General features: G+C 43.8%; 25 protein-coding genes and 5 pseudogenes. 4 read left to right on the top strand and 26 right to left on the bottom strand.

Annotation, left to right across the window (positions count from 1 at the left end; translation table 11 throughout):
* Nucleotides 1-20: 20 nt before the first annotated feature.
* The 5 genes from JCM10519_RS07770 to JCM10519_RS07745 form a co-directional block, all read right to left on the bottom strand.
* Complete coding sequence (locus JCM10519_RS07770; RefSeq protein WP_054738474.1) at nt 21-1,301, bottom strand: PTS transporter subunit IIC; 1,281 nt, start codon at nt 1,299-1,301, stop codon at nt 21-23.
* A gap of 37 nt (nt 1,302-1,338) precedes the next feature.
* Nucleotides 1,339-2,061, bottom strand: coding sequence for a PTS sugar transporter subunit IIA (locus tag JCM10519_RS27625; protein WP_347843507.1), 723 nt, complete (start codon nt 2,059-2,061; stop codon nt 1,339-1,341).
* A 61-nt stretch (nt 2,062-2,122) separates the two neighbouring features.
* The gene (locus tag JCM10519_RS07755) at nt 2,123-2,539 is read right to left on the bottom strand and encodes a hypothetical protein (RefSeq protein ID WP_054738472.1); all 417 of its coding nucleotides are present in this window, start codon (nt 2,537-2,539) and stop codon (nt 2,123-2,125) included.
* On the bottom strand, nt 2,487-3,332 hold the full coding sequence (locus tag JCM10519_RS07750; RefSeq protein WP_054738471.1) for a PRD domain-containing protein: 846 nt from the start codon (nt 3,330-3,332) through the stop codon (nt 2,487-2,489). The genes JCM10519_RS07755 and JCM10519_RS07750 overlap by 53 nt, the downstream gene beginning before the upstream one ends.
* On the bottom strand, nt 3,317-3,646 hold the full coding sequence (locus tag JCM10519_RS07745; RefSeq protein WP_054738470.1) for an HTH domain-containing protein: 330 nt from the start codon (nt 3,644-3,646) through the stop codon (nt 3,317-3,319). Before JCM10519_RS07745 ends, JCM10519_RS07750 begins: the two co-directional genes overlap by 16 nt.
* 288 nt (nt 3,647-3,934) lie before the next feature.
* Between JCM10519_RS07745 and JCM10519_RS07740 the strand changes: the two genes are divergently transcribed.
* Nucleotides 3,935-4,195, top strand: a complete 261-nt coding sequence (locus tag JCM10519_RS07740) for an alpha/beta hydrolase (protein ID WP_347843680.1) — start codon at nt 3,935-3,937, stop codon at nt 4,193-4,195.
* 1,188 nt (nt 4,196-5,383) lie between these two features.
* Here the strand turns inward: JCM10519_RS07740 and JCM10519_RS27620 are convergent.
* The 5 genes from JCM10519_RS27620 to JCM10519_RS07720 form a co-directional block, all read right to left on the bottom strand.
* Nucleotides 5,384-5,554 (bottom strand): hypothetical protein, encoded by a 171-nt coding sequence (locus JCM10519_RS27620; RefSeq protein ID WP_347843506.1) that lies wholly within the window; start codon nt 5,552-5,554, stop codon nt 5,384-5,386.
* A 462-nt stretch (nt 5,555-6,016) separates the two neighbouring features.
* Nucleotides 6,017-6,274: a ClbS/DfsB family four-helix bundle protein gene (locus JCM10519_RS27615; RefSeq protein ID WP_347843505.1), complete on the bottom strand. Its 258-nt coding sequence runs from the start codon at nt 6,272-6,274 to the stop codon at nt 6,017-6,019.
* Nucleotides 6,219-6,572: a ClbS/DfsB family four-helix bundle protein gene (locus JCM10519_RS27610; protein WP_347843504.1), complete on the bottom strand. Its 354-nt coding sequence runs from the start codon at nt 6,570-6,572 to the stop codon at nt 6,219-6,221. Before JCM10519_RS27610 ends, JCM10519_RS27615 begins: the two co-directional genes overlap by 56 nt.
* Nucleotides 6,573-6,633: 61 nt before the next feature.
* A complete protein-coding gene (locus JCM10519_RS07725; RefSeq protein WP_054738468.1) occupies nt 6,634-6,900 on the bottom strand; it encodes a zinc ribbon domain-containing protein in 267 nt (88 codons plus the stop codon).
* 436 nt (nt 6,901-7,336) lie between these two features.
* Nucleotides 7,337-7,843: a class I SAM-dependent methyltransferase gene (locus tag JCM10519_RS07720; RefSeq protein ID WP_347843503.1), complete on the bottom strand. Its 507-nt coding sequence runs from the start codon at nt 7,841-7,843 to the stop codon at nt 7,337-7,339.
* A 405-nt stretch (nt 7,844-8,248) separates the two neighbouring features.
* On the opposite strand from JCM10519_RS07720, the gene JCM10519_RS27605 reads away from it, so the two are divergent.
* Both JCM10519_RS27605 and JCM10519_RS27600 read left to right on the top strand, forming a co-directional pair.
* The gene (locus tag JCM10519_RS27605) at nt 8,249-8,515 is read left to right on the top strand and encodes a helix-turn-helix transcriptional regulator (protein ID WP_347843502.1); all 267 of its coding nucleotides are present in this window, start codon (nt 8,249-8,251) and stop codon (nt 8,513-8,515) included.
* Complete coding sequence (locus JCM10519_RS27600; protein WP_347843501.1) at nt 8,499-8,924, top strand: DUF5680 domain-containing protein; 426 nt, start codon at nt 8,499-8,501, stop codon at nt 8,922-8,924. The genes JCM10519_RS27605 and JCM10519_RS27600 overlap by 17 nt, the downstream gene beginning before the upstream one ends.
* A 719-nt stretch (nt 8,925-9,643) precedes the next feature.
* Here the strand turns inward: JCM10519_RS27600 and JCM10519_RS07705 are convergent.
* The 10 genes and pseudogenes from JCM10519_RS07705 to JCM10519_RS07670 form a co-directional block, all read right to left on the bottom strand.
* Nucleotides 9,644-9,949, bottom strand: a complete 306-nt coding sequence (locus JCM10519_RS07705) for a DUF4491 family protein (RefSeq protein WP_054738795.1) — start codon at nt 9,947-9,949, stop codon at nt 9,644-9,646.
* Nucleotides 9,949-10,365, bottom strand: a complete 417-nt coding sequence (locus tag JCM10519_RS07700; protein WP_054738467.1) for a DUF454 family protein — start codon at nt 10,363-10,365, stop codon at nt 9,949-9,951. The genes JCM10519_RS07705 and JCM10519_RS07700 overlap by 1 nt, the downstream gene beginning before the upstream one ends.
* Nucleotides 10,366-10,702: 337 nt before the next feature.
* Nucleotides 10,703-11,678, bottom strand: a pseudogene (pta, locus tag JCM10519_RS07695) (phosphate acetyltransferase).
* 257 nt (nt 11,679-11,935) lie between these two features.
* A complete protein-coding gene (locus tag JCM10519_RS27595; protein WP_347843679.1) occupies nt 11,936-12,163 on the bottom strand; it encodes a HAMP domain-containing sensor histidine kinase in 228 nt (75 codons plus the stop codon).
* 32 nt (nt 12,164-12,195) lie between these two features.
* Nucleotides 12,196-12,918 carry a histidine kinase dimerization/phospho-acceptor domain-containing protein gene (locus JCM10519_RS27590; protein ID WP_347843500.1) on the bottom strand — a complete coding sequence of 241 codons (723 nt, stop codon included), beginning with the start codon at nt 12,916-12,918 and terminating at the stop codon, nt 12,196-12,198.
* On the bottom strand, nt 12,860-13,321 hold the full coding sequence (locus tag JCM10519_RS27585; protein WP_347843499.1) for a hypothetical protein: 462 nt from the start codon (nt 13,319-13,321) through the stop codon (nt 12,860-12,862). Before JCM10519_RS27585 ends, JCM10519_RS27590 begins: the two co-directional genes overlap by 59 nt.
* Nucleotides 13,318-14,025, bottom strand: a pseudogene (locus tag JCM10519_RS07685) (response regulator transcription factor). The gene JCM10519_RS27585 and the pseudogene JCM10519_RS07685 overlap by 4 nt, the downstream one beginning before the upstream one ends.
* A gap of 160 nt (nt 14,026-14,185) precedes the next feature.
* On the bottom strand, nt 14,186-14,395 hold the full coding sequence (locus tag JCM10519_RS07680) for a copper ion binding protein (RefSeq protein ID WP_054738466.1): 210 nt from the start codon (nt 14,393-14,395) through the stop codon (nt 14,186-14,188).
* Nucleotides 14,396-14,447: 52 nt separating this feature from the next.
* Entirely contained in the window at nt 14,448-15,140 is a 693-nt protein-coding gene (locus JCM10519_RS07675) for a hypothetical protein (protein ID WP_347843498.1), read from the bottom strand.
* Between the two features lie 7 nt (nt 15,141-15,147).
* Nucleotides 15,148-17,628, bottom strand: a pseudogene (locus JCM10519_RS07670) (heavy metal translocating P-type ATPase).
* Nucleotides 17,629-17,860: 232 nt separating this feature from the next.
* On the opposite strand from JCM10519_RS07670, the pseudogene JCM10519_RS07665 reads away from it, so the two are divergent.
* Nucleotides 17,861-18,230: pseudogene (locus JCM10519_RS07665) on the top strand (helix-turn-helix domain-containing protein).
* Here the strand turns inward: JCM10519_RS07665 and JCM10519_RS07660 are convergent.
* From JCM10519_RS07660 to JCM10519_RS27570, 6 genes and pseudogenes are all read right to left on the bottom strand, one after another.
* Nucleotides 18,231-18,767 (bottom strand): DUF2318 domain-containing protein, encoded by a 537-nt coding sequence (locus tag JCM10519_RS07660; RefSeq protein WP_347843497.1) that lies wholly within the window; start codon nt 18,765-18,767, stop codon nt 18,231-18,233.
* A gap of 228 nt (nt 18,768-18,995) precedes the next feature.
* The gene (locus tag JCM10519_RS27580) at nt 18,996-19,541 is read right to left on the bottom strand and encodes a hypothetical protein (protein ID WP_347843496.1); all 546 of its coding nucleotides are present in this window, start codon (nt 19,539-19,541) and stop codon (nt 18,996-18,998) included.
* The gene (locus JCM10519_RS07655; RefSeq protein ID WP_347843495.1) at nt 19,538-20,872 is read right to left on the bottom strand and encodes a sulfite exporter TauE/SafE family protein; all 1,335 of its coding nucleotides are present in this window, start codon (nt 20,870-20,872) and stop codon (nt 19,538-19,540) included. The genes JCM10519_RS27580 and JCM10519_RS07655 overlap by 4 nt, the downstream gene beginning before the upstream one ends.
* A 531-nt stretch (nt 20,873-21,403) precedes the next feature.
* Nucleotides 21,404-21,988: a shikimate kinase gene (locus JCM10519_RS07650; protein WP_347843494.1), complete on the bottom strand. Its 585-nt coding sequence runs from the start codon at nt 21,986-21,988 to the stop codon at nt 21,404-21,406.
* 147 nt (nt 21,989-22,135) lie between these two features.
* Nucleotides 22,136-23,199, bottom strand: a pseudogene (locus JCM10519_RS27575) (HAMP domain-containing methyl-accepting chemotaxis protein).
* 290 nt (nt 23,200-23,489) lie between these two features.
* Nucleotides 23,490-23,840 carry an MCP four helix bundle domain-containing protein gene (locus JCM10519_RS27570; RefSeq protein ID WP_347843493.1) on the bottom strand — a complete coding sequence of 117 codons (351 nt, stop codon included), beginning with the start codon at nt 23,838-23,840 and terminating at the stop codon, nt 23,490-23,492.
* Between the last annotated feature and the right edge of the window lie 271 nt (nt 23,841-24,111).

Below are 24,111 nucleotides of genomic sequence, written 5' to 3'. Positions count from 1 at the left end.
ATAAAACACAAGATTTTTCATTATATGCCTCCAAACAGCTTAAGTACCCAGCCTAAGATCGGACCGTAGAAGGAATAATCTGTCTCACTTAAAATACGCATGATAGGCGCATAAGTCCCGATCATGGGAAGCAGCAGAGCCTGTCCGAAAATAAGGATCAAACCATTTACAAAGGAGCCTATGATCGCACCCCTGCGTCCGCCATGGGCATTACCGAAGATGGCTGTTACCGCACCAGTGAAAAAGGTGGGGATCAGGGCCGGGAATACCACAACCGGATAATTGACAAATCCAAGGATCATCATACCGATCAGGCCGGCAATCAGGCTGGTCAGGAAGCCCAATATCACAGAGTTAGGATAATTGGGAAAAAGCAGAGGGATATCAAGTCCCGGTACGGAATTTGGTATGATCTTATTGGCAATACCATGGAATGCGGAAATGATCTCAGAAAGCATCATCCTTACACCGGTTATAATAACCGTGATCCACATACCGAAAGATAAGCCCCGTAAAAAGCTGAATACAACAATATCCTGTCCGGCTGTAATATTTTCACGCACCCAGGCCGGGCCGGAAATCAGGCTTATGACCAAAAATAGAATCGTCATAACAATGGTCAGGGAAATGGTCATCTCCCTTAAGAAGTTAAGCCTTTTAGGTACATTTATGTTTTCAAGGTCATTTTCCTTGTTCCCAAAGGTTTTGGCCAGCAGGGAAGAAATCAGGATACCAATGGAACTGGAATGAGCAAGGGTAAAGCCCTCTCCTCCCTTTACTTCCTTCATAAATACTGCCACATAGGCACAGGAAAAGGTCATATAAAGTCCTAATAAAATAGAACCGGTTATTACCAGAGGCACAAAGGACAGATTTGTTCCGAACTTTAACAGCGCCGCAATCAAACCGGCATAAAAGAATGATACATGAGCTGACAAATGCACATATTTAAAGCGCGTAAATCTTGCCAGCAAAAGGTTCACAACAAAACCAAGTGCAAAGATCAATGCCATTTCCGTACCAATCCCGGAAAGACTTTCGCTTTGGGCCGCACCGATATCCACTGACACAGCCGGCATATGGAATATCTTTGAGATCATTCCCTGCAAAGGCAGCAGAGACATACCAAGGGTCTGCCCTCCTACATTGATCATGGTAAAGCCGATCATGGTCTTGATCACGCTGGGAAGGATCTGATCCCAGGTTTTCTTCTGGGCAGCCATACCGGCGATCACAACAATTCCTATAATGAAAACAGCCTGGCTGAAAACATTATTAATCAAATACATTACTACTCCCATTTTTCTCTCCCTTCTAAGGCCGCCATCAGCCTTCCCATTATCTCTTGTTTATTGCTTCAAGAAGCTGTTCTTTTAAATACTGCTTATCCATCATGTTGTCAATCCGGATAATGTGCGCCTTAGAATCTCTTAAAACATCGGCAAAATCTGAAGTTGTGATTAAAATATCATAAAAATCCGGGCTGACGGAACCAATATCAGAAGCATCCACGGTTGCTTCAATCTTTTCAGCTTCAAGAATCTGCTGGGTAAACAGGCGAAGCATCATGGAGCTTCCCACTCCTGCACCACATACTGTAACTATTTTTAACATAATGAATCCCCCTTTATGATCTGTAATATTTCCTCTGCAGAATCTGCACTGGTTATTTCCTTTACCTTTTTTTTCGTCCATTAAAATGTCCGCAAGCTCAGTAAGCGCTTTTAAATGAGACTGATGGTCAATGGCACAAAGGCCCACCACGATTTTAACCGGGTCATTTTTCGGATGTCCGAATACAACGGGTTCCTTTAATGTTACAATGCTAAGGCCGATATCCAGGGCACCTTCCTCAGGTCTGGCATGGGGCATGGCGATTCCTGGTGAGATTACAATATAGGTTCCGTTCACCTCAACATTTTTAAGCATTGCCTGGATATAAGACTCATCTGCCAGCCCCTTGTCCACAAGGAGCCTGCCGCTTTCCTTAACGGCTTCATCCCGGCTGGCTGCCTCAAACTTTGCTTTAATTAAATCTGTGGTCAAAATTTCTTTTAACATCGGTTGATAAATTCCTTTCTTTGGTTCCGAATTTTCTGTAATTCCCAAATATATACTCAATTCATTTTTTTAAAGGCGCCAGCTTTTGATCCTCGATCTCTGCATATCTGCCAATAATGTTCATTACCTCAGACATATGGATCCGGGCGGTGAGAAACGATAATTGGCTCTGTATTTCCTTTATGTCATAATCCGATAAATAAGGGCTAACTTTCAGCACCTTCGTGTCCTTCCATTTAAAAGGCACCGTTGATATGATCAGGTCCGGAGTGCGCTCCTTCAGCCACAGTGACGCATTTCTCACGCTGAATGTTCCCAATATATTCACATGGAAAATGGCCTGCAGCCTGCTTTTTAATATCTCAGAAGTGCTGATCCCTGCATTGCAGACAATGATGACATTGGGCGTCCTGCGGATCTGTTTTTCATTCCTTTCTATTACCGAAGCAAAAAAACAATGTGAAGTAAGATATTTCATGCTCGTTAAAATGCACTTTAAGCTTTTCTTCAAGCACCTTTACACCCTTTTCCACCGCCTTGTTAAGCTGGAAGAAGTTTTCTAAAACATAGCTCAATAACGGATTTTCCGCCCATTCCCCAGCCCAAGCCCGCTTATAGGCAGGACGCAGATGATTAAGCAGTCCCTCATAAAGCTTGGAATCGTTGCGAAAGGCTTCAAAGGGGTATTCCTGTGCCACGGCATCGATAAACTGGTTTGTTACCAGATTAAAAGGCAGCCATTTTTCAGACAGCAGCTCCTCGGATTTGACGACAGATGCTTCTGCCAGCTTATTTGCCAGATAAAAGCAGTCATCAAGGGATACTTCCCTTCCGAATATTGCCTCGATTTCCTCATGCCGCTCCACAAAAGCCTTTTCTTCTCTCGTTAAAATATCCTTAGGTCCCCCGGTAAATGCTTTTCCAATAGAGATCCTTGCATAAGTGACATAAAAGGCGATCAGCATGCGGTTAAATGATACATCACTTAGTTCTACATTAAGCCGTCTGGCTACATCATCGAGAAAGGCTTCACAGGAATACAGGATCTGCATATTTTCTTTGCCTGCCCTGTCCTCAAAAAACAGCGGATCTTCACTGATGGATAGAATCAGAAGATTTCTGATGTTTTGTTCCTTTCCGGAAACCCGGTACCCTTTAAAAGGAGTGGCCTCAACTGCAATGGAATGAAAGCTGAGCATTTCCCTTACTTCCTTTAAATCACCGATGAGGGTGTTTCTTGAAATGTCAAGTTCCTTTAAAAGGTCATCCACCGTGAACTGATCGCCGGATAAAAGGATGGACGTGGTGATCCGCAGCCGCCGGATTCTGGGATTTGACAGAACAAAGGCCGGGTTGAGTGGATCAGGCTCTTAAATTCGATCATCAGCGGTGATTTATAAAACATCTTCCCCTTATCCGCATTGATTTCAGGATATCCGGAAGCCTCCAGTAATTCATTTAATTTTTTTATATCACTGTAAATAGTCCTGCTGCTTACAGAAAACTGCTGTGCCAGCTCCCGTACGGTAAACTCACGGTTACTTTGGCAGACAAGACGAAATATTTCTAAAAGTCGGTTATCCATGGTTTCCTCCTTTATGTGATAAGTATAGCATTCCAATGAATCCGCAGACAAATCCAATTTGCTTCACTTATTTTGAATGGATAGGTATATGATGGTTAGTATCAGCAATGGGAAATGAAATAGCATAGGTCCGGATTCTGCCTACCATATGAATTAGTATTCGGCTTATGTAATTGAAAGATTAATATTGATAGCTAGGGGCTTTTCCAGTAATATGATGTATAATGAATTTGTCTGGTTGTTTATTATTGGGTAGATGTGTAAAAAGAATTTGGCACAGGAAAACCAATACTATGTATACATGGATTTCCAGAGGACCAGAGGACAATGTCAGGATGTGTTGAACCTATTATGGATTCTTTAGATAATTACCGAAGGATTTATATTGATTTGCCTGGATTTGGCAGTTCAAAGGTGAATCCCAGTATAAAAAATGCAGATGATATGTTAGCTTTTTTGACCAATTTTATTAAAGAGGTTATTAAAGATGAAAGCTTCTTATTAGTAGGACAATCTTATGACGGATATCTGTCATTGCGGCTGACGTAAAAGGCGGGACTAAATATTAGGGGAGTATTCTTATTATGTCCTTGTGTAATAAGTAAGCATGAAACCGTAATCTTGCACAAAAAGAAATTCTTGTTTTAGAACAGGATTTAAAGCCGGAAGTTAGTGAAAAAGAGGAATTTCAGGATTTTATAGATTATGCGGTTATTGCTGCAACTAAAACTTGGTTAAGATATAAAAAAGAAATCATGCCTGGTCAAAAAGAGGCTGACATAAGCTTCACTAATACATGCCAAAAAGAGGGATACGGCTTTTCTTTTGAAGCATCATTAAAAGATATAAACTTCGATAAACCGATTGCTGTAATAACAGAAAAACAAGACAATTGACCGGAGCCAAAGCTCCGGTCAGAAACTCAAAAGTTTAACTAGAAGAAAAGATCATGAGTGCAGTTTCCTGTCAAATAAATAGACCACTTAAAAAGATCATCAGCGTTTGCGCTCCCACAATGATGATATAATTCTGGACCGAAAGAATAAAGGTCTTTTCTTTGATATGTTCCGCTCTGAAGCGGCAGATGTTCTTATGCACTGGAATTATGGTAAGCAGCGCCGGCAGACACACAGGGGACAAAATCCTAAGCGCAATAGCTAATGCCCATGTCAAATAAGTAACATAATACAATCCGGCAAACACATTCAGAGCATTTTTGCCAAAAAAAGTAAGGAAGCGTGTACCGCCCTACCATAATATCCTTTTCCAGATCGCAGGTATTATTAGCTAACATAATGTTGGCAGTCGCACAGATTGGACCGGCTGAAAGCAAAAGCAGGGAAAACGTTGGCGCAATATTTAAGTCGAACCGAATCGTATGCCAATCCACCATTAATGTCAGAAACGTTCCTGACGGCAGGTTCATATAAAGCATCAGAAAAGGGATAAACAGACCATAAAACAGCCCTGAAAAAAATCTCTCCCAAGGGTAAACGGGAAATCGGAACCGGTCCCCAGGTATAGAACACTCCGCAGAGAAAACACAGCCCGCCTAACAGCAGCACTACCAGATCCGTACGGTACGCCAAAGTAAGGCCCAAAGCAGTGCTCACACTGAACAACAGGTAAATAATAAGCTTCGCCGTGCCTCGCGGAAAAGACAGCTCCTGACCGTTCGTTTTGGTATCAATATAATTATTGATCGCAGTTGTCGTTAAGTCGAACAAAAACATGGAGCTAAAAAAACAAAAGCGTACGCTCCATGTTCACCGGCTGCCTGCGGTAAAATAAGTAAGCCAGAGACATGAGAAACGGAAGCAGACTTGTGATCTTGGTACGTATTTCAACGAATTCAAGAAATTTTCTTATATTAGAATGATTATTTACTACAACAGTCTTAGTTTGCATTGCAATCCTCTTTCATCTTTATAGTTTAAATGGTCAAAATGGGGCCTCCTGCTCAATACCAGACATGTTATGTACGGATCGGGAAGACCTGTTTTTGATCATAACTAAATTATAATCGATAATATTATAACAATACAGAAAAAAATAGTCAAATTAATAAGCAGGAGGGTTTTATATGTAATCAAAGGCTTGCCTGGTATGAGATTCAACAGACTACTGTATATTTGAAATTTGATATTATATGCTAATACCTTTTTGGTTAATGTGATATTTACAAAAAAAGTGTGATATCGGGGAGGACTGTTATGAAAATAGAGGAAGTCACATATGCATCAAAAAAAGACTTATTCCGTGCGCAAAATGTTAAGCGGATATTCACAATCCGCTTCGCTATTTGATTCGGTTAAAAACCTCCGCAAGGCTCATATTTGAGCTTTGCGGAGGCTGGTGACCGTCTGATACTTAGGACTTTGAATCTCTTTGGGATTTGATGTGCTGTTTCATTTTCTTCATTGCCCAGTCGTAATGGCTTGAAGTCGCTGAAACGCAATAGCTGCCCAGCGTACTCGTTCCCGTCCAGGAGAAGTACTCTTTTGAAAATAATTCATCATTGGAGAATGTTTCAATCAGAGCCATTACTTCGGCATGGCTTTTTTTCAGCATATCAAGCGATTGCGCGTAGGCTGTCGTTTGGTGCTTCTCCCAAAAGCCGACATTCATCTGCGGGTAGGTTTTCCAGTTGTAGGGCTCCGGCAAAAAAAGGTTTATGCTCTCCTATTTTGTTGGCTTTTATCCAATTCATCAATAACTGGTGCCACTCGTACAAGTGGATCAGTACGTCGCGCAGATTTTTATCACGCTTCCAATGCGCCTCTTTTTGCTTTTGCAGAAAATCGTCTCTGAAATTGAACTCCCCGTTCTGTTCCTCCTCCGTCATGGAGTCTATCATTTGCCACAGTTTTTCGAATTGCGTGTTTGCCGCTGCCATAAGATCAGGCTTTGTTGTGGGTCTGGACACGGTTTAATCCTCCTTGAAAATGGCTTGCGTGCATAGTGAAACCATTCTATGCACGCCGCCGTTAGTTTAGTTTCCAACGCTTAAGCCTGGGGAAAAAGCCGCGCATCATTTTCCTCGCTTCGTCCGCGCTCATTCCTGAATTAGCGGCAGCCATGTGAGGAACGCAAAACTCTATCATTTCATCCATAGTGCAGTTCGCCGTAAAAGCCCCATTTTCAAAACAATACTTGCAGTAATCCTCGCTCTTGCTCCTGTCTGCGTTGGTCCCGTGCATCTCGTCAGTCGTGCCCATGGGCATGGCGCAGCTTTGGCAGTATCTCTCTTCCATTGCCTTTGCTCCTTTCGATATTGGCGGCTATTGTCCGCTATATTTTCATTGTACCATAGGTAACATGACAACAGCATGTCATGTTTCAGGAGTTTTATGAAAATTTATAGTTCCATTCAGCGAGTCCGTTGCAGGACACTCTCCATACTTTACATAGTCTGCATGGAAAGGGTATTATAAAAATTTATTAACAAATCTGCATCTTTCTTATAAGCTTTTACATATCTTAAGCCCATAATTCTCTTCTTGCATGTTCTATTTATCGGCTTCTCATTATGCCATAATCCTAATCCAAAGGAAAACTCATTTATATGCTTTCAGAATATTCGTACTATGCCATTTATTCAGAAATTCGACTTTTGAAAATCCTCCGGAGAGCAAAGCTTCTGTTTCATGCGCCCTTGTAAGCGGCGTATCATAGTGATAGAATTCAGCGTCACTTATTCCTAATTCTTTTTTTCAGCCGGGAAAGCTCTAAAAAGCCCTTCTCTTCTTCCTTATCATTTTCCGCCATATAGTCCGTTAAAATGAAATAGCCGCCCTCTTTTAAAGAACCATGCAGCTTTTTATAGAGCAGAATTTTCTGTTCCAAAGTGAAATGATGCAAAGATTCCACAGAAACAGCAGCGTCATATACATTTTCTCCAAACGGAACCTCAAAATATGAGCCATTGATAAGAGTAAGCTGTTTGTCTGGAAATTTAGCCTTCAAAGCCTTTAACATGCCACTTGCCAAATCAATCCCTGTTATTACTGCATGTGGATTAACCTTGAAATATTCATTCAATTCCAGACCTGTCCCACAGCCCAAATCAAGCACTTTGCAGCCTTTAGCCATAGGCAGCTGCGATGCTGTATAGGGATAAAATATCTTTGCTGAATCAATACAATTAAGTTGGTGGTCCTCATATCCATCTAAACGACGATCAAAAAAATCTCCCATTTTTTTCGAGTTTCATTATAGCCCCCTTTGCTTGATCAAAAATAAATCTCATAAATATACTAGCACCTAACACGCGAACTATCAATATAGCTTTTCAATGTACGTTAACTCTTAACTTATTTATTCTTACTAATTATGTCATAACAGGAATAGGCATAATCCCTAAAGACTCAAAATTGAATAATAAAGTATTACTCAGCCTTTTGCTCATTTCAATTGCCAGCTTATATTGCTGTTAATTGATAATAATTTCTCTTAGCGCCTCCTCTAATTCCTCCATATCATCTTCAAAAATAGTTTCATGAGGTTTAAGCAAATAAAAGTAGCAAAAAAAGCAACCAAAAGTGGATACAAAACAACTATATAAATGTGGTAAGATAGTAAAAAACACGGAGGTGAATTTCCATGATTTTTCCAGAAAAATTGTTGCTTCTAAGAAAAAGCAAAGGCTTAACACAGGAAGAATTAGCCGAAAAAATATCCGTATCCCGTCAAGCCATAGCAAAATGGGAATCCGGCCAGGCATATCCTGATATTTCCAATCTCATCAGTATTTCAGAATTTTTCAAAACTACCATTGACCATCTGGTAAAAGACAATGATTCCTGCATTACTTCCATCGTAACTCAGGATTCCTGCAACAGCAAAGAAATAATTGATTTTTTTAATTAAAGCAAAATGCAGAACTTATGCTGCAAAAGGCGCGGAATGCGCTTCTTCAAGGCCAAATTCCCATGATTTACGATATGAAGAAGGCGTTTTCTTATATTTAGACACGTATATCGGCGGCGAGTGTTTTTCCGGAGAAGAGGCTGTGTGGAAAAACAGCATTCCAATCTATGCAATGAATTACTCCGGGCGGGTAACAAACAGTCATTTTAGCAGTAATTTTTTAAAAGCAGCTTTATTGGCCGTCCCTCAGGATAAACCCTTCCGCGGTCCTGCTTTTTATCAGGAAAATGATTACTTTTATAACTGCAAGGTATGCGGAGACTTCAAATGGTATCAGGGATACGAAGAAATATACTATAAAGATTTACAGGTTTATGAATGCTATTTCCATGGGGGAATCGTTAAATAAGATAATGAGCGTCATGCCGATATCTGCAGCCTGTCGGTATAACTGCCCTCACAAATACCGAACAATGTTTTAAGATGAGAACAGTCTATAATCATATCGGATTTGGTGCAATTCTGATTTTACTTCCGGTTCATGTCAATTCCTTTTCCTATATCTCATATAATATTACTATCAACATTCGGAAAGGAAGTAAAATTATGCCCCCATTCCCACCTAATGACAGACCTCCGTCACCTCCTAATAATCGGCCCCCATCGCCTCCTAATAACAGGCCTCCATCACCTCCTGGTAACAGACCCCCATCGCCTCCTAATAACAGGCCTCCATCACCTCCTGATAACAGGCCCCCAAGCGGAGGTGGTCCGGTACCTATGGGACCTCCGCCGTCCAGCGCTCCTCAAAGGCCTGCTCAAGCACGCGCCGGAACCAAAATGGTCAGTCCTGGATCCATGAGAAACTGCATCGGACGATTTACTTATGTCTGGTTAAGCAATGGACAGGAGTTTTGGTTTTTCCCTGTCCAGATCTGGGCAAATACAGTTGCAGGGTTCCGTTGGGATCGTAGATTTGGCTGGTCATATACCGGAATTTCACTGAACAGGATCGATATGTTTACCTGCGTCTGATAATTAAGGAGAAAAAAAGAATCCCGGCAGCGGGATTCTTCTCTTTCAGCGCTGTTGTAAGCTGCCGTTTCCTCTCAGCTCAAAAAGCGATCCTTATGGGATCGTTTTTTTATATATCATAGTTATTTTTTTCTTGGGATTTTTAGGGAACCAGCCTTTTTCTACCCTTTTCTTTTGTTCTGCAAGCTCCTTTATACTCCATAAAAGCGAGAAGCCAAGTACTGCCAGAAGTGCGGATAGAATTCCTCCAGGACAGGCAAGGGAAAAGCCGATGCACAGTGCTCCCGCAATCAGAAAAACCGGCCAGATTTTCCCGCCAAAGTAATATTCTGCTTTGATAACAACTGGATGTAATAATCCGATGATGAGAAACGTTCCGACACCAATAAAAAATTCCATCATAATTCATATTTGTCACCGCCCAATCCATTTATAGTTGTTTCCGGCCTGCCGGCCTGACGCGTTTTAATAACAAAAATAAACACATAATTATGCAAAATGAACGCTCCTATAAGAAGCAGTCGTATAACCAGATTTCCGGTCAATAAAAAGGCAATAAACATCATCAGTCCTGCAGAAGCCTGAATGGTAAGCTTCTGCTTTTTTGTCAGTGACCGGTCGTAATCATAATCTTTTACGTATTTTGCATACAGGGCTGTGCCTTTAAACCAGCAATTAAGTTTTTCCGAGCCTTTTGTGAAACAGAGCAAAGCCAGCAGTAAGAACGGCGTGGTAGGCAGGCCCGGCACCACTGTTCCCACGGCTCCCAGGATCATGGCCGCAATTCCAATACAAATATACATGACTTTCTTCAATTATATAAGCCTCCCTGTTCATTCCCCGTTAATGCTTGCCGTAGTCCGGCTGTATTTATCATTATTTATATAATAGTATTGGGGCTATGGTATGATTATTCGAAACGCTGGATAGTCTTTTTCTATGAATTCCTTCCACCGCGAACCATTCCCCATTTTTTTTACTGTACCGTTAATAAAAAAGGCCATGCTTTTAATAAAGAACACAGTCTTTTATGTTTTACTTAATCGTGGATATGTAAAACAGTTTTTCCGATTATAAATAACGAAAAGCATCAAAATATTCCATTCTGATGCTTTTCGTTATTCATGATATTTCTAAAAATCTAAAGCAGGCTTATATCTGAGCCGCTGTAATAATCGACATTTTATAAACCTCATCTGCATTACACCCTCTTGAAAGATCATTGATCGGAGCATTTAGTCCCTGCAGAATGGGGCCGAACGCTTCAAAGCCTCCCAAGCGCTGTGCTATTTTATAACCGATGTTTCCGGCATCAATATTGGGGAAGATAAATGTGTTTGCATGCCCGGCCACCTGGGAGTCCGGCGCCTTTACTTTAGCCACTGTTGGGGAAAAAGCGGCATCAAACTGCAGCTCTCCTTCTACAGGGTAGTCTAAATCCATTGCTTTCAATTTTTCAGCCGCATTGTGCACTTTATCAACGGATTCGCCTTTACCGGAACCCAGGGTGCTGTAAGAAAGAAGTGCAACAATGGGGTCAATGGAAAAAGTTCTGGCCGTTCTGGCTGTCTCTAATGCAATTTCCACCAGCTCGTTTTCGTCAGGATTAACATTAATGGCACAATCAGCCATAGCATACATTTCTTTGCCGCTTTCCGTCTGCCGGTATAGAATAAAACAGCTGGAAACAATTTTGCTGCCAGGTCTGGCTTTAATCAGCTGCAAAGCCGGTCTTACCGTATCAGCAGTGGAATAGGTGGCTCCGCCTAACAGGCAGTCTGCCTTTCCTGTTTTAACCAGCATGGTACCGAAATAATTGGATTTTTTTAAGGGCTTCCCGGCAGGCTGCTTCATCCATTTTTCCCTTTCTCAATTCTACCATTTTGGCTGTCATTTCTTCCGATCCCTCATAGTTAAGCGGATCTATTTTTTTCAATGCCGTCTACTGGCCAGCCGAATTTTCTTGCAGCTGCTTCTATTTCACCAGGATTACCAAGAAGGATCGGCGTAAGAACACCATCTTTGTAAAGGCGGCTGGCTGCTTCCAGAATTCTCGGATCAGTGCCTTCGGTAAATACGATCTTTCTTTTTTTTGTGCTTTCAATGCGTCAACCATACTTTCGAACATATTCATTTCCTCCTCTGGTTAAATAATACATATATAATAAATTATAAACCCAATGACATGAATAAATCAACAAAGTTTCCCTTATATTCCAAAACTTATCAATATGATCCTTCATGCCACTGGTTTCTATGCAAAAAAAGGACTTGTACCAAAAAACATGTCAGGCGGATATTCGCAATCCGTGACCCTACTTGCTCACAGCGTGCCTCACTTCACCGGGACTTACTTGATTCGGTTAAAAGGAGAAAATCACGTATTTAGCCTTCCTTTGGAATGCTTACCGTAAAACAACTTCCCTGCTCTTTTATACTCTCTGCTGTTACAGTTCCGTTATGGGCAGCAACAATGGATCTGACAATGGCAAGTCCGATTCCGGCGCCTCCTGATTTCCGGTTCCTGGATTTATCGGTCCTGTAAAATCGTTCAAAGATTAAGGGCAGTTCATTTTCAGGAATACCGATTCCAGTATCCTTTACCTTAACAATCCCCCACCCTTTTGTTTCATATACTAAAATCCCTATGGCTCCGCCTCTGGCGTGTATTTGATAGCATTGGAAAGCAGATTGGCAATAACCTGGCTGAATCTGTTTTTATCCGCTTCAGCAAAGACCGGACTGCCTTCTATGGAAAGGGACAAATTCTTCTTGCTGATTTCTCCCTTCATCGTATCTGACACCGTGCGTACAATTTCCAGCAGATCGATCCGGGATTTATTTAAAACCAGGTTTTCACCCTCAATCTTTGCCAGCTGTCCCAAATCCTCAACCAGGGTTCCAAGGCGCTTTACCTCATCATGACAGCTTTTCAGCCGTTCAGGCGTTGCTTCCCACAAGCCTTCTATCATGGCTTCCAAATGGGAACCAAGAGCAGTCAGAGGGGTCCGCAGCTCATGAGCCACATCCGCAGTCATCTGTTTGCGCAGTTTTTCCTGACAATTAAGTGCATCAGAAAGATGATTGATTGCATCCGCAAGATCATCAAGCTCCCGTATCCTTGTTCCAGGCTCAAACCGGATGTTATAATTGCCCTTTGATATCTGTTTGGCAATATAGGCCGTTTTTGTGACAGGGCGGGAAATCCTGCGGGCAAGGAGACACCCTACCACCACCGAGCAGGCGCTGGATAAGATACCGATGACCAAAAGTACTGTGTTCATGACATTGATGAAGTTAAAATCAGCCTCATTCATAAAAAAACGGGCCGTAATACTTAATAGAAACAGCTCCCACCTTTTTCCCATTCTGATCAAGTTCATAGGTGTTGTCCACAAAGCCGCCCTCAGCGCCCCTCTCTTCCATTCGTGCTGAAATCTCATCCATAATCTGTCCGCAAAGGCTCATGTCATGGTTTTCTGCATCCCATACCATGTTTCCCCCTGCGTCATACAGCTTCAAAATATATCCGTCATAAAGGGAATTCATGCCGATGGCATGAACATAGTCAAGCTTCCAGTTCCGTTTGAACCCATCGTACTGCTTGCTTAAATCATCTACAATATTTTCCCTGCGCTCCCGCCCCAGCTCGGTGATATACTTCTCAAACTCCCGGTTTATAAACCAGTTGGAAAGAAGGCCAATAAGCCCAATGGTAATCAGAAGCGTCAGTAAAATTGAAAGAGAAAGCTGTTTTCTTAAGCTCTTCACTCTCCATCCCCTCCGAATTTATATCCCAGTCCTGGTATGGTCCGTACATACACCGGGTTTTTGGGATCGTCCTCAACCTTTTTCCTAATGTTTTTAATGTGGCTGTCTATTGCCCTGTCATATCCGGCAAAGCCCTTGTCAAGCGCTGCTCAATAAGCTCCTCCCGGGTAAAGACCTTTCCAGGATATTTGATGAGCACCGACAGGATTTTTAATTCGCTGGGTGTCAGGGTCAGACTGTTTCCTTTTTTTTCGAACTTCATTCTTCTCAAAGTCGATCACCAGATCTCCATTTCTCCAGGAATTCCTCTTAACAAGGGGTACTAAGTCCCTTTCTGTCCTGCGGAGAACAGCCTCAACCCGGGCATACAGTTCTTTTAAACCAAAGGGCTTTACAACGTAATCATCCGCCCCTAGCCCCAGCCCTTCCACCACATCGCTTTCATCCACCTTGGCGGTCAGCATGATAATGGGAACCCGGGATTTCTTGCGGATGGCAATGCACACCTCTTCTCCTGAAATATCCGGCATCATAAGATCCAGAATGACAAGAGCGATATTTTCCGAATCAAATATCTCCAGTGCCTTCCTTCCGTTTTCGGCAGGGAATGTGCAAAATCCCTTGCTTTCCAAAAGCAGACAGACGACCTCCACTATTTTAGGTTCATCATCCACGACCAGTACATTTTTGCTGCTTTTAAGCATTTTAACACCTCAATCCGTTTTATCATGAACCTGCAGTTCATGACCGACATTCAGCCTTCGCGCCGATGAGCAAGCTCCTCTTCGCTCTCCCTGGCTTATTATAAATTAAAACGCGAAAGGCGGGAACCGTCCATTGTGCGGTTCCCGTCCTCTCTATTTGTTATTCAATGATATCATATCCCTGGTCTTCAATCTCAGATTTGATTGTCTGGACAGATGCCTGATCCTGATCATGATCCACGGTTACGGTCTTTGCTGCCAGATCCACGGATACACCGGATACACCGGCTAAAGCGCCTACCGCATTTGTGATCGCCTTTACACAGTGTTCACATGCCATACCATCTACTTTTATAACTGATTTTGCCATTTGAGTTACCTCCGTTATGATTTATTATTTTAAATTAAAGGGCTTTAAAAATTTATAGACCTCTAAAGTCTTTCCGCCTTCCATTACAGTAACCGGCGCATATACAGCCTTCCACTTTCTCCGGATCAACACCGGCTGCTATGAGAGGCTCGGGATTTAATACAAAGACAATGTCCTTATCCTGATTCTGGTTGTTAACTGTATTTGTTTCCATATTTTTCGCCCATTCAAACATATTGCCGTCTCCCAGCTTTACTCCGTAGTGGTCAAGGTCCATATGGTAGTTGATAAAGCTGCGGTGCTTATTTACGATCTGCTCATAGGCTGCAAGGGGAGTTACATCTCCTTTATAAACCGGCTTTTCCGTTCCCAGCTTGGTTCCCACCATCAGCATTCCGTCATAGGCCGCGTAGTTATCCGGCAGCTTATTAACATCAAGTCCTGCGCTCACAAATGGGGCCGCATCAAGCTCCAGCATGGCATCATGCAGAGGGCTCTGGCTGTAATCTTCGCTCCAGATAAATCGTACACCGTTATCGGGGGCATTTAAGGACCAGCCTCCATTGATTTCATCAGCTTTTACATTGTCGGGGATGGTATTTAAAACTGCTTCAAAGGATGTGATGGATTGTTTTCCGACTACATCCAGATTTCCCCCCGCTGTCCGTACAACCGCTATAACGATTGCTCCCACCAATACTACGGCGGCTCCCACTGCTGCAATTAATTTTCCATTTCTGTTCATATCCGGTTCACCTCGTTCCTGTGGTTGGTTTAAATCGTTTCAGCCGCAATGCATTGGTCAGCACGGAAACTGAGCTTAAACTCATGGCTGCTGCCGCAAAAATCGGGTTAAGAAGGGGCCCGTTAAAGAGCAGATGCAAAAGTCCTGCAGCGATGGGGATTCCGATCACATTATAACCAAAGGCCCAGAAAAGGTTTTGCTTGATGTTTCGGATGGTCTGCTTGCTTAAGTGGATTGCTGTGGGCACATCCATTAAATCAGAACGCATGAGGACAATATCAGCGGATTCCATGGCTACGTCCGTACCGGAACCGATTGCGATACCGATATCAGCCTGGGCAAGAGCCGGAGCGTCATTGATCCCGTCACCAACCATGGCTACCTTACGTCCTTCGGCCTGCAGCTTCCTGACCTCATCAGATTTATCCTGAGGCAGCACCTCGGACAGAACCCGGTCGATTCCTACCTGCTTTGCAATAGCCTCTGCAGTTCTCTTATTGTCTCCGGTGATCATGGCCACTTCTATGCCCATCTTATGGAGCTGTTCAATAGCCGCCCTGCTGGATTCCTTTACAACGTCCGCAACAGCTACAATACCTGCCAGTTTGCCGTTAATGGCCACATACATAGGTGTTTTTCCTTCTCCGGCCAGCCGGTCCGATGCTTCCTCCATTCCTGTTAAGGAAATGCTGCGTTCAACCATCAGCTTCCGGTTTCCGGCAAGGATATCTTCTCCGCCTATCTTCGCTTCTATCCCCCGTCCGGTTAAGGACTCAAAATGCTCCGCTGTAAATAAGGTAAGTCCGGCATCTTCCGCGCCGTGGACAATTGCCTGCCCCAGAGGGTGCTCGGAGCCTTTTTCTGCAGAAGCCGTAAGCTGCAGCAGCATCTCTTTGGTAATCCCTTCTATGGTCAGAACATCGGTCACCGTTGGTTTCCCTTCGGTAATGGTGCCTGTTTTATCAAAAACAATGGTGCTGATTTTATGAGCTGTCTCAAGAGCCTCTCCGCCCTTGATTAAAATGCCGTTTTCTGCGCCCTTTCCGGTTCCCACCATGATGGCAGTGGGTGTCGCAAGACCCAAGGCACAGGGACAGGCGATAACCAGAACTGAAATGAATATGGTAAGGGCAAACTTTAAGTCTCCGGCGGTGCCGATATACCAGGCAATACCGGAAAGCAGGGCAATCACACAAACGACTGGAACGAAGTATCCGGAAACAATGTCAGCCATCTGGCAATGGGCGCCTTTGATCCCTGGGCGTCCTCCACCAGCTTGATGATCTGAGCCAGGGCTGTATCGCTGCCGATCTTTTCCGCTCTGAAACGGATGGTTCCCGTTGTATTTAAGGAAGCAGCATAGACCTGGTCCCCTTCTTTTTTATCCACCGGCATGCTTTCACCGGTCAGCATGGATTCATCGATGGCAGTATGGCCGCCTAACACAGTCCCGTCTACAGGGATCTTTTCGCCGGGCTTTACTAAAATCATATCACCGATTTCCACTTCGTCAATAGGAATTTCCTTTTCCACACCGTCTTCAAGAATGATTGCTGTCTTGGGAGCAAGGCCCATCAGCTTCTTGATGGCTTCACTGGTTCTGCCCTTTGAAACAGCTTCCAGGGATTTTCCCAGCAGGATCAGGGTGATGATGACTCCCGCCGATTCAAAATACAGGGAATCCACTGCCATAAAATGCCCTTCTGCAATCTGGAACGTGTTGTAGATGCTGTAAAGAACAGCAGCCGTGGTTCCGATAGCGATCAGAGAATCCATATTGGGACTTCTCTGTAACAGGGCTTTAAAACCAATGGTATAGAATTTATAGCCAACGCCTATGACCGGAGCCACCAGCAGAAGTTCCACCAGAGCATAGGTCAGGGGGTTCTCCATGGGGGCGATCCCTGCCGGGAAGGGCAGCTGTATGATATTGATCATGGGCGCCATGGCAATGTAAAGAAGGGGCACAGAGAATACCGCGGACACGATGAACTTGGTCCAAAGGTTCTTGATCTCCCGCTGCTTGCGGACTCTGTCCTCATCCGCTGCATCTGCCTTGTTCACTTCCAGGGCTTTGTAGCCTGCCTTTTCAATGGCTGCCTTTATGGCTGACATCCTGATCTTCTGGGGATCATAGGTAACTGTAGCTTTTTCCGTTGCAAAATTCACCGATGTGCTTGCCACGCCTTCCAGCTTTCCAACGGCTTTTTCTATACGCTTGGCACAGGCCGCGCAGGTCATTCCGCCGATGGGTATGGTCACTTTGGCATTTTCGGATTTTTCCACCACCTCATATCCGATTTTAGATACTGCTGCCTTAATAGCGGAAAGCTCAAGGGTACTGCTGTCATATTCAACAAAAAGCTTTTCACTGGCCAGATTTACATTTGCCTGGCTGATACCGGAAAGCTTCCGCACTGTTTTTTTCAATTCTCTGCGCACAGGCTGCACAGGTCATTCCTCTTATATTTAAGATTTGACTTTCCATTCTGACTCACCTCACTATTTTTTTACTGCCCCTTCCTTCAGGCGTCCCCTCCGGCATCGGCAATGATCACTATGATACTAATTTTTTTCCATGGCCTCCAAAAATATGCTATCCTGTTATCTTGTATTTTTCGAGCACTCATGTTATTATTATGGCACTAATTGTGAAATTTGCAAGTATGCACTTTTTGGTGCTATAGTATCCAAAATGATACTAAAGGAGGAGACTTTAAATGAACAGCGACTGCACAACTTATCATTGCCCGGTAGATGCCACATTGGATATGATCGGAGGGAAATACAAGGCCCTCATCTTATGGCACTTAATTGGTAATACCCTTCGGTTTGGAGAGCTTCGCAAGCTCATCCCCCAGGCAACGCCAAAAATGCTCACCCAAACAGCTTCGGGAACTGGAGGAAGATCAGCTGATCATCCGTACCGTATATCCGGTAGTGCCGCCAAAGGTGGAGTATACGCTTTCAGATCTTGGAAACAGTATCCGTCCTATTCTGGAAACCATGTATAATTGGGGAGCAGATTACTTAAGGCAAAATGGCCTTACCGTAAGCTGCTCCATGAAATTCCCCACAAAAGATATTTAATTAATAAGAAGTTTTCCAGTTGGAAAATATCTCCTTGGATTCCTTAAGGAAATCATAAGAGATCGTGATGGACTCGTCTGTCACGGTCTTTTCCTTGTCAAAAATAGGCCAGGGATTGCATCCGCCTGCCTCCACTTCCACCCGGTCCATAGGAAAACGGTTCCTGCAGTTCTGGCATACAAGAACATCTCCTTCCTGCTTATAGTATCCTCTTCCTGAATCATAGCATACCTGGCAGGTGTTAAATGCTGTCCGGATGGTTCCATCCGGTGCCTTGACTGCAACAACCTCCATCTGGGTGCCGTCTACATCAACAGGATAAAATTGTGCCGTACTTGAAATATCCTTTACAGGAATGACTAGTGCCTCTCCATTCCCTGCCTTTTGGGTGCTTTCTGCCGCTGCTTTGGCTGGTTCTGATTCTTTCGTCTTTTCCTTGGGAGAGCATGCGGTAAGGGCCGCTGCAGCTATCATCAGCACTGCCAGCCTCATTGGAAGCCCACTGCGCTGTTTTCCTTTTTTTCTTTTTATATCCATTCCGAAATTTCTGTAACATTAAAATGTACCTCCTGAATTTTTACTTTCTTAATCCTTTTTCTGTTTGTCTCTCATAAAAAACATTGCTATGATAATACCAAAAACCGGGAGTATGCAGTGCCAGTGACTTAATAACAAACTCATCAATCGGTTCTCCTTTCCTCACGTCAATCGGATGTTCGCAATCCAAGGCCCTACTTGATTCAGTGAAACAGACAGATTCCCAATTTATCCGCAGCAGGAACCGCCTGCTCCCTGGAAGGTATCTTCAGGCCAGATAAGGGTCTTAAAGCTGCTTATTTCTTTCTTAATAGCATCCATGTCTAAATTATTTAAATCATCCACAACCTTGATATACCCATAAAAGGCATTGTCCCCGGTGGAAAAGTCAAAGCTTCCTGCGGGTGTGAAATACAGGTTGTTTTCTCCCTCTTCAAGAGGAAGCTGGGTTGCAAAATCCGGAACAAGAAGCAGAGTTCCATAGGTGTCACCAGATGTATTGTCAATAATATTCCATTCCACATCCACACCGGACTTCACCACTGCCGCTGCCGGCTTAAAGCCGTCGTCCGTAAGTTCCATGGTAATTCTTTGAATGCTGTTTCCGTATTCATCCACACCATCTTCCGCTATGGCAATCTTATCCGTTGGAATCGTATAGCCGGCTGCTACCGGTTCCTCCGGTGCATATTCTTTTAATACGCCCTCTCCATCAGAGCCTGTGCTGTTCTTTGCATCTCCTTCTTCCGACACGTTGATGGACCCGCGGATCATTCCCATCCAGCAGCTGTAAGAGATCTTCCTGTTTTTTCAGGGGTGAATTCAATGACATTTTCTCCAGTCTTAAAGGAATATTCAATGCCAAGATCCCGGATAATCATCCGGTTGTTACAGCCGTTTATGCTTCCCTGGGGCGCATCGATGATCCATTTTACCGGAATCCCCTTCTGAACATTGATGTTGGGATATCTACCTGGAGAAAGTGTACTGTTTATGATCTGAACTCCATCTTCTATTTTTATTTCATCCTTTTTCTCCTGCCCTCCGGCCGCATAGGCGTTGTTTCCGCCACTTGAGAATAAGTCCGGCGCCTGGACTCCTGACAGGCTTAATCCCTGGGAAAACATGGACATTCCCAGTACCACAACCAGCACCGCTCCCACTGTCATGACCTTGCTGGTAAACTTTTTCCCCAGAGCAGAGGAAAGGGCGCCAAGTCCGAACATAAGAGGTACGGTACCAAGGCTGAACAGGAACATGGACAGCGCACCGGAAAAGGGGTTTCCGGTCGACAATGCATAGATCTGCATCGCCTGTAAGGGACCACATGGCATGAGTCCGTTTAACAGGCCCACGATCAGGGGACTGCTGCTTTTTGATTTTTCCTTGTCAATTTTTCTTGCAAAAATTTGGGGCATTCTTGGATTCAGCCTGCGAAGCCACGGGAAAATCCCCAGCATGTTTATGCCCATAATGACCATGAACACTCCGGCAGCCAGCTTCAAAACACCTTGAAGGGTATTAGAGAATGTAACCACCGAACCCAGCGCTCCCACCAGGAAACCTACTGCGGTGTAAGAGATCACCCGTCCCAGGTTATACAGAAAGGTGGGCCGGAATGTAGAAAAACGGCTTTTTTCTGAAACAGCCTCTCCGCTTCTTGGAATGCACTGGGACAGATTGATGCCGCCGCACATTGCCACGCAATGAACAGAGGTAACAAGGCCGATGATAAACAGCATTCCATAGCCCATCTTTTCGTCTGCCAGCTGGCTGGGCGCAAGCAGGTTTAAAAGCCCGAACTGCTGGATCAGCATGTACAGGGAAGCAATGATGATCAGAATTCCTATAGCCCGGCTGGTATCCGGTTTCTGCTGTTCATACTCTGTTAATACCTCGTAATCCAGACCCTCAATAATCCCTACAATGCTTTTGTAGGAAATAATATCTGTATCAAAGGTAATGACAGCAGTTCCGGCGCTGTAGCTTACCTCTGCTTTTTCGATTCCAGCCGTATTACGCAGTTTTTTTTCAATCTTGTTTTGACAGCTTATGCAGGTCATCCCGCCGATCCGTATTTTTTTAGTTCTTACAGCAGATCCCATCGTCTGTCCTCCTTTTTAATTTCTGGAATAAAGAATAACAGGGCGATTTGTAGAAGTTGTGTAGATGAGACTTTTTTACAAACAAAATCTGGCTGAAATTCCCAGGTGCCATTCCAGTAATTAAGAAAACGGCCGGAAACAGATTTTGAGCAAGGGGTATTATACAAAAAAACACGTGTATATCCTTCTTTCAAATGATATACACGTGTTAATTATGTATTAAAAATCACTCTGCCTGATCAAGTCCATTAGATATACCGGCCCGTCAGGCCGGTATATCTTTTATCATTCATTTTAAATCTTTGCTCTTGCCTGTATTATAGCATGTTCCGGATACCAATCAACGTTCAAACCGCATCAGGGAAGCGACCAGCTCTTCGCATATCTGCTGTACGCTTTTATGATCCGTTTCTACGATAATATCCGCCGCTTTTTCATAAAAATCCTTACGTTTTTGCCATAAGCTCTTTTATGAATTCCACATTCATATTTCCATTTAAGATTGGCCGGCCCCATCATCCTTTACCCGATTCAATATGGTCTCAGGCTGGCAGTGAGAAGTACGATGCGGCTGCTCTTTTTAAGATTTTCAACATTTTTCTCACGTATTACCGCGCCGCCGCCGCAGGAAATAATGGTCTGGCGGCAGTTTTGTAAGTTAAGGATCGCATTGCTTTCGCAGTCTCTGAAGTACTCTTCCCCATATTTTTCAAATATGTCCTTGATTGGCATCTTCTGATCTTCCACAATCATGGCATCCACATCCACTTCCTTCATGGCCAGCATATCCCTTAAGTACTTGGAAACTGTACTCTTTCCTGTTCCCATAAATCCGATCAGGGCGATGTTATGGTCAAACAGACTTTTGCTCTGTACCCGTTTGCTTTCCTCCTGGATCTGGTTAAATATCCTTGACAATTCGGTGCAATAGGCATAGTTCCCTACTGCCTCAGGTAAATCTTCATGCCAATTCTCCTCCGGCTGAAATATGGGCAGACCTTTTTCCTTTTTATATTCCACGATCTCTGCTGCGTAACCAAGGTGCTTCATCAAAAGGTCTAAAATTTCCTTATCACAGCGGTTCAAATCTTCTCTAATTCTATTCAGCTCTCTCATACCGTCTCTCCACAATTATCCTATGTCCTTCTATATTTTTTTACATTATACATAATATGGAGGCAGGCTGTAAAGCGATTCTTTCCCTTTCTTTTCTCTTTCCTGCCATGCCTTTGGGGCATACAGGCACACCCGCAGGGCGTTTTATTAACCCAGATAGGAATTAGCAGAATGAATATCTTCCTTTAAAAGTCTGAATCTGCCCACCTCCTGCTGAAGCATCTGCGCCTGGGCAGCCAGTTCTTCACTGGAAGAAGAGCTTTCTTCTGCGGTCGCAGCGTTTGTCTGTACAACGGCAGATACCTGGGACAATCCCTGGTTGATCTGCTCTATCACCTGCACCTGCTGAGAAGATGACTCTTCGATCCCTTTGATCGCCTGTTCTACAAACGCCGCCTGTTCTGCGACCCCCAGAAGAACCTTTGCCGTCTCATCTGCCAATTTCTCACCCTCTGCAACGCTGGTCACCGAATGTCTGATCAAATCGGCTGTCTGTTTGGCTGCTTCCGCAGACTTTCCGGCAAGATTCCTGACTTCATCTGCAACCACTGCAAATCCCTTACCAGCCTCTCCCGCACGAGCGGATTCCACAGCCGCATTAAGGCAAGGATGTTCGTCTGGAATGCAATATCTTCAATTACCTTTGTAATGCTTGATATCTTATCAGAAGCCGACCCGATTTCCTTCATGGCCTCATTTAACTTCCTCATATATTGGTTGCTTTCATTCACTCCGACTCCGGCCTGCCCAACATAGTCCGCAGCTCTTTCCACGTTTTTTGCATTTTCTTCCGCCTGCTCTGCCACGCTGCTGACGGAAGCATTCAGTTCCTCAATCGTAGCCGCCTGCTCGGCGGTACCGGAAGCCAGGGCCTGCGCCCCGGAGGAAACCTGTTCTGCCCCTGCATTGACCTGTTCGGAAGCAGTGCTTATTAATGAGAGTGTGTGATTTAAATCTTTTCTGATTTTCTGCAATGCAAGCCCAAGGATATCCTGGTCGGAACGAAGGGGTACTTCATTGGTAAAATCGCCGTTGCTGATCCGGTTCGCAGCATCTACCTGTTTTCTAATGCTGCCGATCATTTTAGTAAAGGCATTGGCAAGCTGGCCGGTCTCATCCTTTGTATCCATATTACCAAGTTCCACATCCACGTGCCCCAGAGCAATCCGGTTGGCAGCATCCACCACCTGCTCAATCGGCTGACTGATCATCTTTGAGATTCTTATCCCTAAAAATACTGCCACTCCGGCTCCAAATGCAACAAAAAGAACCAAAACAGCGGTCAGCCACAATGCAGTAGCATGATTGGCATCATTTGTCTTTCCGGCTTCAGCCAGCCGGTTATCGATTAATTTATTGAAATTATCAAACATCTTCTGAATATTATCGGTTTCCTGATAAAGCGCCTCCCATGCGGCAGTTTCATTACCGGCTTTTGCCTCCTCCATACACTTCTCTACAGCAGGCTTAAAAGAATTGTTAAACAGCGAAACAGACTCATCTAAAGGGTAAAGGATTCCGGAATGTTTATCGTCTTTCGGTAAGCCGCTGCGCTGGCCAAAAACTTCTCGGATTCCTGGTCAAAGCTAAGCTTTAGTTCATCAATTTTCTTGGCATCTCCCGCATAGATTACCATGGCTCTGGAATCCACCCGGAACTGATACAGGCTTTCAACCGCCCTAAATAAATCTTTCATTGGGGCTGTCTGCCCTTTGTACAAGTACGTATCCATTTGGCTGATCCTGGCAAGTCCGGCTATTCCTGCGCCTCCGACCAGCAGCATAATAAGTGTCAGGCCTAAAAAACCTGTCAGCAGCTTTCGAAAAATGCTGAAATCCTTAAAGCTCTTCATTTTATTTCCTCCCTGTTCTCTTTGGTATGATTAAAAATAGGACAATCCGCTCCCCCATCCGGAAGTGCAACTCTGTCCTTATTGCATAACTTAAACTCATTCTGTAAAAAGAAGTTTGTCTCCTTATTAACAATGATATGGTACAACTTAACCGCCTTACAATAATCTTTTAATTCCAGACCTCGAAACACAATTTTTTATAATGGATTGGTCCTGAATTAAAAAAAGTGTACAAAGTATGTTATCGATATCATGGTATACAGAATGGATT

This window comes from Clostridium sp. NkU-1 (assembly GCA_001312405.1).
Note: the sequence above shows the minus strand (reverse complement) of the source record. Positions and strands in the feature narration are given on the sequence as shown.